Below are 15,360 nucleotides of genomic sequence, written 5' to 3' on the forward strand. Positions count from 1 at the left end.
CACTACTTCCAAACAGGTCATATAATGAACAAACAACTGCAAGAGCTTACCGATTTAACGATTAAAGAGATACGCAACCTTGAAATTGTTTTGCCTGAAATTTACCGCGATATTTTCTACAGCAAAGCTAAAGATCTTGGCATTAAACTCAGTGACATTGACAAAGAAGCCGCTATGCTCTACGCGCTTCGCAAAATTCAGCTGATTCAAAACGAGACCGAACGCTCAGCCTCAGCGCTCAAAGAAAATGTGATGAATGCCAAAATCGCCATCACCAATAAAGACAATATGGCATTGCAATTTATTGAAGACAATATGATTGAGTTAGAGACACGAATCGCTTCGTTGCTAGAAGAGCTTTACATTGATGATTTGACGCGCTTGTATAATCGAAGGTGGCTTTTTGAGAAGTTTCTCAAAGACGATCACTTTAAAAGCAATGGGCATTTAGCCTTTGTCGACCTCAATCACTTTAAGGAGGTCAACGATCAATTTGGTCATATCATTGGCGATAAAGTCTTACATGTCATTGGAAAAGTGCTTATGAAGGTACCCAATACGACAGCGATTCGTTTTGCAGGCGATGAGTTTATCATCTTAAGCGAACAGCATGACGAAGACGAAATACATAAAATTTTACATACAGTCAATCAAAACCTACTCAAAACACCGTTTAAACATAATAAAGAGCTCTTTTACATCGATTTTTCATTTGGCGTAGCCTCTTTTAAAGCCAAAGATAGTTTTAAAAAAGTGTTAGAAGATGCCGATACAAAGATGTATAACTACAAAAAATCTCTCAAATAGACTCTACAGGTTCCAAGGCATTTTCGAGCTTCCTCGCAATCGTGTTCAATTTGGGATTTCAGTTCACTTAAGCTGTTAAATTTTTGATTATCGCGCAAAAACGCTACAAAAAAGAGCTCAACTGCGCCATGAATTTCAGGAATCGTCGCATCTAAAATATGCGTCTCAATGGAAAATGCCCCATCGGTACTCTCTCTTACCCCAATAAACGAAACAGAATCGTAAATCGTTTGCGCAATGCGCGTACGTGTCGCATAAACACCTGCGTGCGGAATGAGATATTCCAAGACTTTGAGGTTTAACGTTGGAACAAGCTCTTTTTTACCAAGCCCTTGCCCCGTGACAACATCACCTGTTATGGCATATTCGCGCCCTAAAAAGCGGTTTGCCTCTTCTAAACGCCCCTCTTGTAAGTAGGTGCGAATCAAGCTAGAATGCACGGAATTGCCTTGGTAGCTGAACTCTTCAACAATCACCACGTCACCATCAAAAAACGTTTTGAGATCTTTCGCCGTGCAAGAGCGGTGTTTTCCAAAACAAAAATCATAGCCAACAACAATTTTTTTAAGATGAGGAAACTCTTTTTTTAAAAGCTCAACAAACTCCGCACCACTGAGGTCTTTTACTTTGAGAAAATGAAAAAACATACACGGGTAGCCCGCATATTCGCTACGCTTAATCCCAGGAGTTAGGTTTGCTTGGTCTTTGTCGATGACGAAAAGTGCCCCGTGAGATCCTAAATGGTTGATAAGCTGTCTGTGCCCTACGTGAATGCCATCAAAACTACCGATGGCAAGGGTGTCAACACTCTCTTTTTTTAAAATAGTAGAACGTCTCAACATTCCCCTCTTTTCCTTTTACAAGCGATTCTCTTTTGTCGATCAATGTCCAGCCAAGCGTGATCGCCTGTGCTTCAAACTGATAATGTGCGCGCATAATAGCCGAGCCATCTTTAACGACTCCTTTAGTGGAGCGCTTGACATCTTTGCCCACTTCAAATTGGGGCTTAAACAAGATGATAATAGCAGAATTTGCTAACGTATCGATTACGTCAATAAGCGCTCCAATCCCAATAAACGAAACATCACAACTGACTATATCGTAGGTTCGCTCAGGCTTAAAAAGTCGAATATCACTATTTTCGTGCAAAATAATTCGAGAATCGACTTTAAGAGAGGGGTGAAGCTGCTCACTTCCCACATCCACTGCGGTCACACTTTTGACATCTTCTTCCAGCCACACCTGCACAAAACCGCCCGTACTGCTCCCAATGTCAAGAACATCCAAACCCTTTACATGTAAACCTAATTCATTGATAAATCCACGAAGTTTGAGTCCTGCGCGACTGACATATTGCGTCATTTTTGTCACGTTAACCGTGTCGTTCTCGCCAATCTCCACAGAGCTCTTACGCTCTACTTTACCGTTGAGCCAAACACTGCCCTCTTTAATCAGTTCCGCTGCTTTATTGCGACTTTGGGCGAACCCTTTTTCAAACACATAACTATCCAGTCTCATTCAATCATCCCGTTTAATTCACTTTCACTCAGTGTCTTGACACCCAGTTCTAAGGCTTTAGCTAACTTACTGCCTGCTTCTTCGCCATAAATGACAAAATCGGTCTTTTTAGAGACACTTCCACTCACTTTTGCACCCAGTTTCTCTAACATCACTTTGATCTCATCGCGTGGTTGGCTCATAGAACCTGTTAAGACGACTGTTTTTCCCGTAAAAACAGACTCCGTTATCTCAAGTTTAGAGGCAATAGGCTGAATTACAGCCATCAACTCATAGGTTTCGGCTTTGTTGACATGTATAAACTCGACCAAACTCTTCGCCATCTCTTCGCCAAACCCTTCAAGAGCAATGATCTGCTCAAAGCTTGCTTCCAACCACTCCAAACCAAACGTACGCGCGATCTTTTTAGCCGCCACTTCACCGATATGCTCGATGCCTAAAGCGTTAATAAACTTCTCTAAACTCACCCCTTTGCTCTGCTCAATCGCCGCTAAAAGATTGTCCGCTTTTTTCGCTTTAAAGCCCTCCAACGCAAGGAGTTGATCTATATGTAACGTGTACAAATCTTTTACATGTAAAACGAGTTTTTGCGCATAAAGCTGTTCGACGATTTTATCGCCAAGCCCGTCAATATTGAGCGCTTTTTTAGACGCAAAGTGAATAATCGCCCCCACAACTCTCGCATCGCAGGAGAGATTTTGACATTTAATCAGTGCGCCATCGTCCAAAAGCTCACTGCCACACACGGGGCAATTGAGCGGTCGCTCAACGATTTTTTCACTTCCATCACGTCGTTCGCTCAACACTTTAATAATCTTAGGAATAACATCACCACTGCGGATGATAATAACACTATCCCCGATGCGCACATCTTTACGCTCGATCTCATCAAAATTATGCAGTGTCGCTCGCTCAACAATAACCCCTTCGATATTGACCGCTTCGACTTCCGCCACAGGCGTCACGACACCCGTTCGACCCACTTGCAAGGTAATGTCTTTAAGTCGTGTCACTTTCTCAATCGCAGGAAATTTAAACGCGACCATCCATTTGGGGTATTTCACCGTGTAGCCCAGCTCTTCTTGAAGACTTACATCGTCGATTTTGACGACCATTCCGTCCATCATCATCTCGATCTCATCGCGCTTGGCGATGAGTTCTGCGTAAAGTGTATGCACATCATCCACGCTTTGGGTTACGACGATACGAGGGGGTTGTAAAAAACCAAGGCTGTAGACAAAGCTCATTTTTTGACTCAAAAAGCTCTGTGTTAAGCTATTAAATCCAATGCCCCACGGGTAAAACATCAGTTTACGCTTCGCCGTAATGCTCGTATCAAGCTGCCTGAGGCTTCCTGCTGCGGCATTGCGAGGGTTGGCAAATAACGCCTCACCAACGTTTAAACGATCAGTGTTAAGTCTTTCAAAGTCTGCTTTTTTGATGACCACTTCGCCACGAATTTCAATGAGTTCCTGATAGCTAATCCGTAAAGGAATCGAGCCAATGGTTTTAACATTTTGCGTCACATCCTCACCGATGCTTCCATCGCCTCTCGTGATCGCTTGCTTTAACATACCATTTTCATAAATGAGGTTCAGACTCGCCCCATCAAATTTTGGCTCACAATAAAAGGTAAAATTCTCTTTGACTTTTTTAACACGCTCTATCCACGCATCAAGATCATGCTCATCAAACACATCTTCCATGCTCCACATGCGTGCTTTGTGTTCTGCTTTGTTAAAACCTTCCAATACCATTCCACCGACGCGTTTGGTGGGGCTATTGACATCTGCAAAAAGTGGATTTTCCTGCTCGTAGTTTAAGATTTCATGGTAAAGTGTGTCATACTCTTCATCACTCGCAAGCGGTGCATCATCGACGTAATAGGCTTTTGCCCACGCATTAGCACGCTCGATTTTGGCTAAATACTCTTCGTGTGTCATGCGATGTAACTGGTATAAATAAGTTTTAAAAGCGTGAGTCCAACCATGGTGAGAAAAAAGGTACGGATGAATTTCACCTCTTTTTTAATGACCATATTAGAACCTATGTACGCACCGATAATCTGCCCAAAACCCATCAGCAAACCTACTAAAATAAGCACATTACCACTCCAAAGGAAGACAGCTAAAGAGACAATATTACTGGTAAAATTCATCACCTTAGTTTGAGCCGTCGCTTTTTTAAGATTGAATCCAAGCAGTGTCACAAGCGCAATCGTCCAAAAAGTTCCTGTTCCTGGTCCAAAAAAACCATCGTAAAAACCAAGTCCTATACCAAATATCAAGAAAAAGAGATGGTTGCCAAGATAGGCATGGCGATCGTTCTCTCCCATTTTAGGCGATAACAGCGTGTAGATAAAAATCCCCACAAGCATGGCAGGGATAATCTTCGCCAAAATGCTCGCATCCATCAGCAAAATCGCATAGGTTCCAAGCGCCGCACCAATGAACGTATAGATAACCCCGATCATCACTTCAGACCACGTGATAAAGCCTTTGCGAATGAAATTGATCGAAGCCATACCACTACCGAATGTGCCTTGAAGTTTATTGGTCGCAAGAGCAATGTGTGGGGGCATACCAGAAGCTAAAAGCACAGGAATTGTGATAATGCCACCCCCGCCTGCAATCGCGTCGATAAACCCTGCCACAAGGCCTGTCAGCAAGAAGATCACATAATAATAAAATTCAAATTCCACTTTTTTTGATCTCCTCGGTCTCAATGCTACTGCTTGCCTCTTCAGATGCTGGTATCACCGTTTCGACGCCTTCAGATTCGTTTACATGTAAAGGTATTTCTTCGTTCTCTTCAGGCAAAGAAGTCTCAGGTACGACGGTTTCACTAAGCGCATCCGTCGTCTCCTCTAAAACAGCCGAAACGTCGCTTTCATCTTGTTCTTTGGCCTCTTCAAGTTGTGCATAGATGTCCAACGCCTCTTTGGTGGCCGTTGCAACCTCATTGTACGTTCCCTCTCGAATGTGCCTCCAAATATCGCGCCTGACCAAGCTTAAGACATAACGCCTATCGCCTCCAACCACACGACCAAGCTCATGACCGCCACACGTTGGGCAGACAAAAAAGGTGATTTTATGCTGTAAGGTCTCTTCCGAACGACAATTTTCATCATCCACCATCAGCATGCTTTGACACTTAGGACAATAACACCAAAGCCCGATGACATCGCCTTTTTTATACTTCCAACGCCACAACACTTTAAATAAAATGAGTTCACGAAATCTAAAATATTTAGGGCGCATCAAAACGCGAGCAACAAAAGGAAAGGCAAGTAAAATAATACAAATTGCAATGGCGCCACTGTTGACAACCCATTGAGGAATAGCGTAAAGCTCACTGATACGGTTTAAAAGATCGATAATTTTTTCCAAAAAAGAGTCCTAAAAGGTTGTTTGATTGAGAGCTCGAAGCACACTCAGTGCTTGCAGATGCTCTTTAACGTCATGAACACGCAGTATTGTGGCACCTTGTTCATACGCCTTAAGATGAAGTGCCAATGTACCCGCTAAACGCTCAGAAATGGGCGTAGGGATGATTTTGTCGATCATTGATTTTCGACTGGCTCCAAAAAGCAATGGATAGCCAAAATGTAAAAAGTGTTCGTGGTGTTTAAGAAGTGTTAAATTGTGCTCTAAATTTTTGCCAAAACCAATGCCCACATCAAGAACGATCTTGAAAATACCAAAGCTTTTTGCCTTAGCAATGCGCTCTTCAAAAAATGCATCTACCGAAAAGAGGACATTGTCATACTGAGGCTCTTGTTGCATGCTCAAAGGATCGCCTTGCATATGCATCAAAACGACGGTTGCATCGTACTTTGCCGCAACACGTGCCACATCATCATTGGCAAGCGCGGTAATGTCGTTAACGATACTAAAACCACGTTGTAAAGCATATTCCAAACACAAAGGTGAATAGCTATCGAGGGAAAAAGGTGCTTTTTCAAACAGTTTGTGCTCGTAAATCAGATCGATGATAGGCTTCACACGTGCAAGCTCTTCTGTTTCACTCACGCTCAGACTCCCTGGACGACTCGAAACACCACCCAGATCGATGATACTAGCGCCCTCACCTATCATCGTTTCGATGTGTTTGAGTGCAGCTTCACCGCTAAAACGACTGCCCTGAAAAAAGCTGTCTTCATTCGTGTTAATAACGCCCATAATCTCAAAATCATTCTTACATGTAAAGCCAAATTCATTCAATTTTAAAGCAACCTCTTTGAGTCCAAAGGGTTGGGCTTTCTCTTTGCGCGCGAGCTCTTTAAGCTGTTTGTCATTGGCAATTAAGATCGCATCGACCAGAGCTGTTTTACATGTAATGGTATCTTTAGGCACCGCAAGATCGGCGCCAATAGACAAGGCATCTTGTTTGAGAATATTGGCTGCAGGTGTTTTAAGGTCTTTAATGTAGATGAGATTGTGATGCGCCTTTTGCGCTAAAATCGCACTTCCCTCTCGGGTGACACCTAAAGCATGAAAGAGCGCTGCAACATCGCTGTTAGTGTTTAATTTACAGAGTTTCATCGGTATTTTCTTAACATAATGGAGAGCAAAAGAGAGGTTAAAATCGTTTGCGCTCTGGTATTAAGTTCCACCAAATGCAACAATTTTGCAAAATGTTCCAACTCTTTTTCACTGAAACGCAGATGATGCTCATGAATCGATTCGTACACAATGGCTTGAACCAACTCTTTGAGCAGCCCTTTTTCGACATTTTGGTGTTTTTGAATAAACGGATACATATCGCCTAGATCGAGTTTCGCAAGATTCAGTCCACTGTGCGTCACCTCTTGTTCAATCAAGAGCTCTTTTTGAAGGAGGCGTGAGCGAACGGTTGGCAAAAAAGCTGTTTTAGAAGGGGCAACGACAATGAAAACAATGTGGCGAGGAGGTTCTTCCAAAATTTTCAAAAGCGCATTTTGCGCCTCGACGCGGTACCCTTTGGCAATGAGAATGAGGTATTTATTTTCAGATTCTGCGATATACGCCTCTTTGATCACCTCTTTGGCATCATCGATGAGAAACTCATCTTTGATAAAAAACAGGTGACGCTCTTTGGCATACATTTCGTGCAGACTCTCTTTGGCTTTTTCCACATTTTTACAAATCAAAATATGGCTAAAAACCCCTTCATCATTCGTTTTCAAAGGTAACCTCGGCAAAAAGCACGGCATCGATACTTTTATCGAGAAGTCTAAAAAGTTGAATCAATTTAATATCTAAACTATCGTCATCGCTTAAAAGGTAAAAGCTATTTTGAACATGTTCATCCATAATCCAGAGGAAACTATCGTCTTTACGTTTGGTAATTTGCATCTTAATATCGCTGTTTTTACCCACGTAAAAGAAGGTGTAACCACTTGGAAAGGCTTGGGAGAGCATGTTTTCCAAAAGCTCTATATCTTCTTTTGTTTTAACTTGATAGAGATTGGGATAGAGCGTTTGCAAGGCAATAAAAGGCAAAATCGGTCTATTTTTATGATGATTGTTGATAGCGCGTAGCATATAGTGACAAAACCACGCCCTATCATCATCGGTAATCACAATAAACGTATGGCCATCCAGAAGATTTTTGAGCATGGAAGCGGCAAGAGGAACCCATTCGAACCTCTTCTCTTCCATCCAGCTCATCATGGAACCGTCTTTGCGGATCTCCTCAAGTGTCCATTTTAGAAATTGTTGCATCGATTATTTATCCAATTGGTAAGCACTGTGAAGGGCACGAACGGCAAGTTCACCGTATTTTGCTTGAATAACCATAGAGATTTTGATCTCGCTGGTACTGATCATCTCGATGTTAATGCCCTCTTTTGCCATCGTGTCAAACGCTTTACACGCCACACCACTGTGCGATTTCATACCTACACCCACAACTGAGACTTTAACGATGTCACTGTCATACTCCATAACATCACTTGCTCTAAGCTCACTCATAGCAGCTTTTGTCATCTCTAGCTCATTTTGAGGAACAGTAAAACCAAGGTTTGTTGTGCCATCGTGTCCTACATTTTGGATAATCATATCAACGTTAACGTTACAATCAGCGAGTTTTTTAAAAATCTCAGCCGCAATGCCAGGCTTATCCGTAACACCGCGAAGTGTCACTCTGGCTTGGTTTTTATCGAGTGCAATACCGCTAACTAATGGTTGTTCCATAATCTTATCTTCCTTTGTAATAAGTGTTCCTTCGTGTTTGTTAAAGCTACTGCGTGTCACGAGATTGACGTTGAGTTTTTTTGCCATCTCAACAGAGCGGCTTTGAAGCACTTTCGCCCCCAAACTTGCGAGCTCTAACATCTCATCGTAGCTGATTTTATCGAGTTTTTTAGCCTTAGGTTCAATGCGAGGATCGGTTGTATAAACACCATCCACATCGGTGTAAATCTCACACAGATCCGCTTCTAACGCTCCTGCAATCGCAACCGCAGAAAGATCACTGCCTCCACGACCCAGCGTTGAGACTTCACCGTTTTCGGTCACACCTTGAAAGCCTGCAACGACGACAATTTTGCCTTCTTTTAGCTCTTTTTTCATCAGTGTCGTATCGATGTATTCAATACGCGCTTTGGTATGAACCGCATCGGTCACAATCCCAGCACGACGTCCGCTCATCGAAACAGCAGCATAACCCTCTGCTTCAAGCGCAATCGCAAGCAAAGCACTGGTCACACGCTCACCAGAACTTAATAACATATCGACTTCGCGATGATTGGGTGTTGTGCTAAAATGCGCTGCATACTCTAAAAGTTTATTGGTCTCACCACTCATCGCGGAAACAACGACGACAAGATCGTGTCCCTCTTGTTTGCTTTCTATGACTCGTTTGGCAACAGCCTCAATGCGCTCAACATTGCCAACACTCGTTCCTCCGTATTTTTGAACGATCAACATCTTAAAGATACCCTTCTTTTTTGAAATATTCTAACACTTGCTTATACACAGGTCGCTTGAAATAGGTAATAAAATCAAACACTTCTTCTAAATTGACAAATTTATAGTCGCAAAACTCTGGCTCTTTGGTTGCAAGGTTAATCTTGGCATCTTTTTTGAGTCTTACTAAAAAATATTTCTGGCTCTGTCCATCAAAAGGGTACATTTTTTGAGCAATTTTTTGAGGAAAATCGTATTGTAACCACTGAGGATACTCTGCAATGATTTCAACATCACCCGTACCAATCTCCTCTTCGAGTTCACGATAAAGGGCTTCTTGAGGGGTTTCTCCCGCATCAATTCCGCCTTGTGGAAACTGCCAAGCGTCTGCTATGTCGCTACGACTGGCAATAAAAAGTTGGCATTGAAAAGGGTATTTGGCAGAGACAATCACGGCAGCAACATTAGGTCTGTATCGTTTTGGTGATTCCATAATTGCGCATTACCTCTATATTTTTGTTAAAATAGTATCGAAATAGTCATTAAACTTGCTTGATATAAGGAAATCCGTGTTAGCTTACCTCCATATCCCTTTTTGCGACAGCAAATGCCATTATTGTGCCTTTAACTCTTACGATAACAAAAGTGTACTCAAGCAAAATTACATGCAACAGATTACAAAGCAACTGCGCTATGAGCTGGAAAAATTTAATATGCCCCCAAAAAGTATTCGCTCTTTATTTATTGGAGGCGGAACACCTTCAACCATTCAAGCTTCGTGGTATGCACCATTTTTTGAGATGATCACGCCCTATTTAGAGGATAATGCCGAAGTCACCTCCGAAGCCAATCCTCAATCAGCAACGAAGGAATGGATAGAGGAGATGCGCGCGTTAGGCGTCAATCGCTTAAGCTTTGGCGTGCAGAGTTTTGATGCGCAAAAACTCGCTTTTCTAGGGCGCAATCACACACCCAAACAGGCCTTAGACGCCATCGCTTTGGCGGCAAAACTGGGCATTCAAAACATCTCCCTTGATCTCATTTATGGCACCGCACTGGACACGCCAGCGCTGTTGCAAGAAGACCTTAACATCGCCAGCTCTTTGCCCATCAATCATCTCAGTGCTTACGCGCTCACGCTTGAAGAAGAGACACCTTTTTTCAAACGAAAGGATGTTGCCAATGGCTCTGAGAAACTTGCCAAAGATTTCGTGCAAGCGATCATACAAGCGGGGTTTCCACAATACGAAATCTCCAATTTCGGAACCTACCAAAGCGTTCATAACAAAGGCTATTGGGAACATCAAGACTATTTAGGCATCGGAGCTGGTGCTGTAGGATTTTTAAAAAACAGGCGTTTTTACCCCGCCAAAGAGATCGAAGCGTACGTGCAAAATCCTCTGTTTCAAGAGATCGAAAAACTAAGCTTAGACGATTTACATGTCGAAAAGATTTTCCTAGGATTGAGGAGCATGATTGGCATCGCATTAGCCTGTTTTAGCCCCAAAGAGATGATGCAGGTTAACCTTTTAGTGGAAGAAAACAAGCTTACATGTAAAGATCATCGCGTCTTTAATACCGACTACTTTTTAAGCGATGAGATCGCACTTTTTATTACTCAGTAGGATTCTCTTCAAGGGCTACATGTAAAAGTGCTTTAGCCGCTTCTCGTCCTTCGTTGACAATATGCTTCACTTGAAGTGCTTTAAGCAGTTTTTTCTCATCGTAGTCACTCGCTTTGGCGACGATCTTAATCGGAGCATCAAACGATTTAAGCACCTCGCACAACAGAATGAGTTTTTTCTCATTATTAATCGCAATAATAACCGCTTTAGACTCTTCCACAAACGCATTTTTCAAAATACTCTTCTCAGCCGCATTTCCAAAATAGACAGGTTCGCCTCTGTTTTGCCCGAGTTTGACCAGATTGATGTCGTGCTCCAAAACCAAATAATTGACATTCATCTTTTTGAGACGATACACAATCTCTTGCCCTAGCTTTCCGTATCCACACACAATGATATGGTCTTTAATGCCTGAAGAGTGAATCATAAAATCGCCGTTATTAGGTTCTTTAGTGATAGCATCGACAATTTTTTTCATATTTTTCAGAATAAATGGCGTCATAATCATTGATAGTACAACCGTAACAATCAAAATTTGTGAAGTTTTGGTGCTGACAAGATGCGATGAACTCGCAAGCGCTAAAATCGCCAAAGAGAATTCACCTGCCTGACACAATGCTAAACCCGTTTTAAGGGCAACCCTTCCACCCACAGCGAAAAATAAAATGCCAAAAACAACTAGCGTTTTAAACGAAACCATCGTGGCCAAAAAAAGCAAAATTGTGCCGTAATTTTGCGCAATTAAACCAAGATCAATCTGCATACCAACGGTGATAAAAAAGAGTCCAAGCAACAAGTCCCGAAAAGGAACCAAGTCGGCTTCGATTTGATGTTTGTACTGCGTCTCAGACATCATCATACCTGCCAAAAAAGCACCCAAAGAGTAGGAAAAGCCTAAAGTGTGTGCTAAAAATGAGGCGCCCACAACGAGAAGCAACACCGAAGCGATGAAAATTTCTTGGGTATCTGCCCAGACAACAAGTGACAAAAAGCGATCGAGAAGGTATCTTCCGATGATAAACATCAGCCCCAAGATCAGAACAGCACTGTAAAGCGTCTGCAAAAGAAGATCGGTGAGTGAACTGTTTTGATTTGAAAAAATGTTCAGCATCAATAAAATGGGGATGACCGCAATATCTTGAAAGAGTAAAATTCCCAGCGCTTTACGCCCATAAATGGTATGAATCGTTCCGCTGTCATTCAGAATCTTAAGCACAATCGCCGTGGATGAGAGGGCAAGCGCATACCCGATGATGATCGCACTCTTTTTTTCAATACCAAAAAAATGCTCCGCCCCTAAAGCAATCACACCTCCAACCAGAGAGACTTGAAGTAACCCGTAAAAAAAAACATCTTTTTTCATACTCAAAAGATGTTTGATGGAAAACTCAAGTCCAATAGTAAACATCAAAAAAACAACACCAAATTCTGCGATATGCGTCAAAGATTCATTATTGCGACCGAGTTTGTACATGTAAGCAATAGCAAATCCCGTGATAATATAGCCAATAATTGTTGGTATATTAAAACGCTTCAACAAGAGGTTGAAGAGAGTTGCTAAAGCCGTTGCACTCAAAATGATCGCTAATATATTATCCACGCTTATTCCCCAAATAAAATAATCTCGTAACTATTTTTGTGTTTTACCAAAGGATTTTTGGTTTGCGTACTTTTTTTCGTAAGCCCACTGAGTTCCATGCGTAAACTCTCCACCAATACTTCAAAGTCATCGATTTTATCTTTAAGCTGCATAATGATGTCTACACCTGCTAGATTGACCCCAAGATCGCGTGTGAGGCGCTGAATCATCTTGATTTTATCAATATCTTGTTGTGAATAAAGCCTCATCTTACCATCGGTTCTAGAAGGTCGAACAAGCCCTTCTCGCTCATACTGACGAAGGGTTTGAGGATGAATGGTTAAAACTTTTGCGACAACACTGATCAAATAAACCGGTTCTTCATACCCATGATGCATGGCATACTCCTCGTAAGTTTAATTGGGTAAATGCTCTTCCAACAGTGCTTTTAAGGAGCTATCCAAAGAAGCAAGAGGAGGAAGAACGATGTTAGCCACTAAGTACAAATCACCTTTACTTTGCGTTTTACGGTTCAATGCACCATACTCTTTAACTCTAAATTTTTGTCCATTTTTCGTATCTTCTTTGACTTTGAGGGTAATCTCTTTATACAGTGTATCCACAGCGATTTTACCGCCAAATAGAGCCGTTTTAAGAGGAAGGTCAATGCTCTTCACCAGATCATCGCCTTCTCTGGTGTATTCAGGACTGGAAGCGACTTCCACACTTAAGATAAGATCGCCTTTTTGACCTTGAAACGTTTTACCCTTCTCTTTCACGCGCATCTTTTCGCCGTTTTTGATGCCAGCAGGAATTTTGACATCAAAACTTTCATTATTGTAAGAAAGCGAATGTTTACCACCTAAAATAGCCACATTGAAAGGAATAATAATTTTAGCACTGACATCTAAGTCTGGCTCACTAAACCCACCAAAACCGCCGCTACCAAAGCTTCCAAATCCACCTCGACCTCCACTGCTAAAGCCACCAAACCCACCGCCGCCTCCGCCACCGAAGATGCTACGTAAAATATCGTCTAAATTCGCACCCCCTTGGGCATTGGCAAAATCGTGGAAATTCTGACCACCGAACATGCTATCGCCGTACTGGTCATACTGACGACGTTTTTGCTCATCACTGAGGATTTCATAGGCAGCATTAATCTCTTTAAATTTCTCTTCTGCACCAGCATCTTTGTTGATGTCAGGATGGTACTTACGTGCCAATCTTCGGTAAGCTTTTTTGATCTCTTCCGCGCTCGCATCGGCGGCGACATCTAATGTTTCGTATAAACTCTTACTCATGCGTGTTAACCTTGTTTTGGACTCTTTTTATCCATTAATATTTATAGCGATTATACCATAAAAGTTTAGTCTAGATCAATCAACTTCCCTGCTTCTTAACTTAATATTTACTTTATGTTTACCTCTCTCCTTTATAATTCCATAAGACAAAGATTTCAAAGGAGTTTGACTATGAAAAAAATAATTTTACTATCGCTTGTTGCATCGCTATCCCTCTTTGGCGCGACGATTGACATCGCTCAAATGCCTAAAGATTCTGAGCGCAAAGATGCCACAGCTTCCAATGTGATCCTCTCTTACAATACCGCTATCAAAGAGGCTAAGAAGAGTGTTGTCAACATTGCAACGACGAAAAAAAGTAAGCAAAACGACCAGCTCAATGAACTCATGCAAAATCCGTTCTTTAAAGAGTTTTTTGGAAATAAGATGCCTGAACTCAAACAGCAAGAACGTAAATCGCACTCTTTGGGTTCAGGTGTCATTATCTCCGCCAATGGCTACATCGTGACCAACAACCACGTCGTTGAGGGTGCTGATGAGATCGTTGTCACGCTTCCCGATGATGAAAAAGAGTATAAAGCCAAAGTGATCGGCGAAGATCCTAAAACCGATTTAGCTGTTGTTAAAATCGAAGCGAAAGATCTCCAAGTCGCTAAATTTGGCGACTCGTCTAACCTCTTAGAAGGCGATCTTGTCTTTGCCATTGGTAACCCTTTTGGCGTGGGTGAGACGATCACGCAAGGTATTATCTCCGCACTCAATAAAAACAATGTCGGACTGAATCAATACGAAAATTTCATCCAAACAGATGCTTCCATCAACCCGGGAAACTCGGGTGGTGCGCTTGTGGATAGCCGAGGGGCTCTCATTGGTATAAACAGCGCGATTCTCTCCAAAACAGGTGGAAATAACGGCATAGGCTTTGCCATTCCGTCCAATATGGTGCAAAAAATTGCAACCTCTCTGGTCGAAACAGGCAAAATTGAGCGTGGCTTTATGGGTGTTTCCATTTCCGATTTGACCAATGATCTTAAAGAGCTGTATGAGAACAAACAAGGCTCCGTTATTTTGATGATCGAGAAAAATTCGCCTGCGGAGAAAGGTGGACTTCAAGTCTCAGATCTGATTCTTGAGGTGGATGGCATCAAAGTGAAGAACTCCAATGAACTCAAAAACACGGTGGCAAGCATTGCACCTGATAAAACCATTACCATTACGTATGAGCGTGATAAAAAAGTCAAAACAACCAAGATCAAACTTGCCAAAATGGATGCAGAAGAGGTAGTGGCAAGCAGTGATGGCAAAGCGACAACAACGCCTATTGAAGGGCTGAGTCTTTTGGAAATCAACGATAAAACCAGAGCCCAATACCAAATCCCTAAAGAGGTTGAAGGCGTGCTTGTTTTAGAAGTCAAAGAAGACTCAAAAGCTGAAAAAATGGGCTTTAGAGAAGGTGACATCATTATCCAAGTGGAACAGATGCACATTACCTCTCTTAAAGAGTTAAATGGCGCACTTAAAACATATAAAAACAGTAAAAAACGCGTTATCATCAACCGTCAGAACTACCGTGCTATCCTTGTAATGCCCTAATATTTAGGAGGCAAAAGCCTCCTAAATAGGCTATAATATCCTTT

General features: G+C 42.1%; 16 protein-coding genes. 3 read left to right on the forward strand and 13 right to left on the reverse strand.

What is annotated here, in order from left to right; all coding sequences use genetic code 11:
* Positions 1-24 precede the first annotated feature (24 nt).
* Positions 25-807, forward strand: a complete 783-nt coding sequence (locus SHALO_RS08665; protein WP_069478180.1) for a GGDEF domain-containing protein — start codon at positions 25-27, stop codon at positions 805-807.
* Here the strand turns inward: SHALO_RS08665 and SHALO_RS08670 are convergent.
* The 10 genes from SHALO_RS08670 to SHALO_RS08715 are packed head-to-tail and all read right to left on the reverse strand — an operon-like array spanning position 786 to position 9,708.
* Positions 786-1,649: a bifunctional riboflavin kinase/FAD synthetase gene (locus SHALO_RS08670; protein ID WP_069478181.1), complete on the reverse strand. Its 864-nt coding sequence runs from the start codon at positions 1,647-1,649 to the stop codon at positions 786-788. The two genes, SHALO_RS08665 and SHALO_RS08670, sit on opposite strands and share 22 nt — an antisense overlap.
* Positions 1,609-2,325 carry a 23S rRNA (cytidine-2'-O)-methyltransferase TlyA gene (gene tlyA / locus SHALO_RS08675; RefSeq protein ID WP_069478182.1) on the reverse strand — a complete coding sequence of 239 codons (717 nt, stop codon included), beginning with the start codon at positions 2,323-2,325 and terminating at the stop codon, positions 1,609-1,611. The genes SHALO_RS08670 and tlyA overlap by 41 nt, the downstream gene beginning before the upstream one ends.
* Positions 2,322-4,268: an NAD-dependent DNA ligase LigA gene (gene ligA / locus SHALO_RS08680; protein ID WP_069478183.1), complete on the reverse strand. Its 1,947-nt coding sequence runs from the start codon at positions 4,266-4,268 to the stop codon at positions 2,322-2,324. Before ligA ends, tlyA begins: the two co-directional genes overlap by 4 nt.
* Positions 4,265-5,026 (reverse strand): TSUP family transporter, encoded by a 762-nt coding sequence (locus SHALO_RS08685; protein WP_069478184.1) that lies wholly within the window; start codon positions 5,024-5,026, stop codon positions 4,265-4,267. Before SHALO_RS08685 ends, ligA begins: the two co-directional genes overlap by 4 nt.
* The gene (locus SHALO_RS08690) at positions 5,016-5,714 is read right to left on the reverse strand and encodes a hypothetical protein (RefSeq protein WP_084010833.1); all 699 of its coding nucleotides are present in this window, start codon (positions 5,712-5,714) and stop codon (positions 5,016-5,018) included. The genes SHALO_RS08685 and SHALO_RS08690 overlap by 11 nt, the downstream gene beginning before the upstream one ends.
* Before the next feature lie 9 nt (positions 5,715-5,723).
* On the reverse strand, positions 5,724-6,869 hold the full coding sequence (gene folP / locus SHALO_RS08695) for a dihydropteroate synthase (RefSeq protein WP_069478185.1): 1,146 nt from the start codon (positions 6,867-6,869) through the stop codon (positions 5,724-5,726).
* Positions 6,866-7,492 carry a DNA polymerase III subunit delta' gene (locus SHALO_RS08700; protein WP_238585222.1) on the reverse strand — a complete coding sequence of 209 codons (627 nt, stop codon included), beginning with the start codon at positions 7,490-7,492 and terminating at the stop codon, positions 6,866-6,868. Before SHALO_RS08700 ends, folP begins: the two co-directional genes overlap by 4 nt.
* On the reverse strand, positions 7,479-8,030 hold the full coding sequence (locus SHALO_RS08705; protein ID WP_069478187.1) for a HobA family DNA replication regulator: 552 nt from the start codon (positions 8,028-8,030) through the stop codon (positions 7,479-7,481). The genes SHALO_RS08700 and SHALO_RS08705 overlap by 14 nt, the downstream gene beginning before the upstream one ends.
* Before the next feature lie 3 nt (positions 8,031-8,033).
* The gene (locus SHALO_RS08710) at positions 8,034-9,236 is read right to left on the reverse strand and encodes an aspartate kinase (protein ID WP_025345081.1); all 1,203 of its coding nucleotides are present in this window, start codon (positions 9,234-9,236) and stop codon (positions 8,034-8,036) included.
* A 1-nt stretch (position 9,237) separates the two neighbouring features.
* Positions 9,238-9,708, reverse strand: coding sequence for an RNA pyrophosphohydrolase (locus SHALO_RS08715; RefSeq protein ID WP_025345082.1), 471 nt, complete (start codon positions 9,706-9,708; stop codon positions 9,238-9,240).
* Between the two features lie 76 nt (positions 9,709-9,784).
* Here SHALO_RS08715 and hemW point away from each other — a divergent pair, with 76 nt between their 5' ends.
* Complete coding sequence (gene hemW / locus SHALO_RS08720; RefSeq protein WP_069478188.1) at positions 9,785-10,840, forward strand: radical SAM family heme chaperone HemW; 1,056 nt, start codon at positions 9,785-9,787, stop codon at positions 10,838-10,840.
* On the opposite strand, the gene SHALO_RS08725 is transcribed toward hemW, so the two are convergent.
* The 3 genes from SHALO_RS08725 to SHALO_RS08735 are packed head-to-tail and all read right to left on the reverse strand — an operon-like array spanning position 10,830 to position 13,723.
* A complete protein-coding gene (locus SHALO_RS08725; protein ID WP_069478189.1) occupies positions 10,830-12,440 on the reverse strand; it encodes a cation:proton antiporter in 1,611 nt (536 codons plus the stop codon). The genes hemW and SHALO_RS08725 overlap by 11 nt on opposite strands.
* Before the next feature lie 2 nt (positions 12,441-12,442).
* Positions 12,443-12,817, reverse strand: coding sequence for a heat shock protein transcriptional repressor HspR (locus SHALO_RS08730; RefSeq protein WP_025345085.1), 375 nt, complete (start codon positions 12,815-12,817; stop codon positions 12,443-12,445).
* Between the two features lie 18 nt (positions 12,818-12,835).
* Positions 12,836-13,723 (reverse strand): DnaJ C-terminal domain-containing protein, encoded by an 888-nt coding sequence (locus SHALO_RS08735; RefSeq protein ID WP_069478190.1) that lies wholly within the window; start codon positions 13,721-13,723, stop codon positions 12,836-12,838.
* Between the two features lie 171 nt (positions 13,724-13,894).
* On the opposite strand from SHALO_RS08735, the gene SHALO_RS08740 reads away from it, so the two are divergent.
* A complete protein-coding gene (locus tag SHALO_RS08740; RefSeq protein WP_069478191.1) occupies positions 13,895-15,316 on the forward strand; it encodes a Do family serine endopeptidase in 1,422 nt (473 codons plus the stop codon).
* The last annotated feature ends 44 nt before the right edge of the window (positions 15,317-15,360 follow it).

The organism is Sulfurospirillum halorespirans DSM 13726 (genome assembly GCF_001723605.1).
GTDB classification, from domain to species: Bacteria; Campylobacterota; Campylobacteria; order Campylobacterales; family Sulfurospirillaceae; genus Sulfurospirillum; species Sulfurospirillum halorespirans.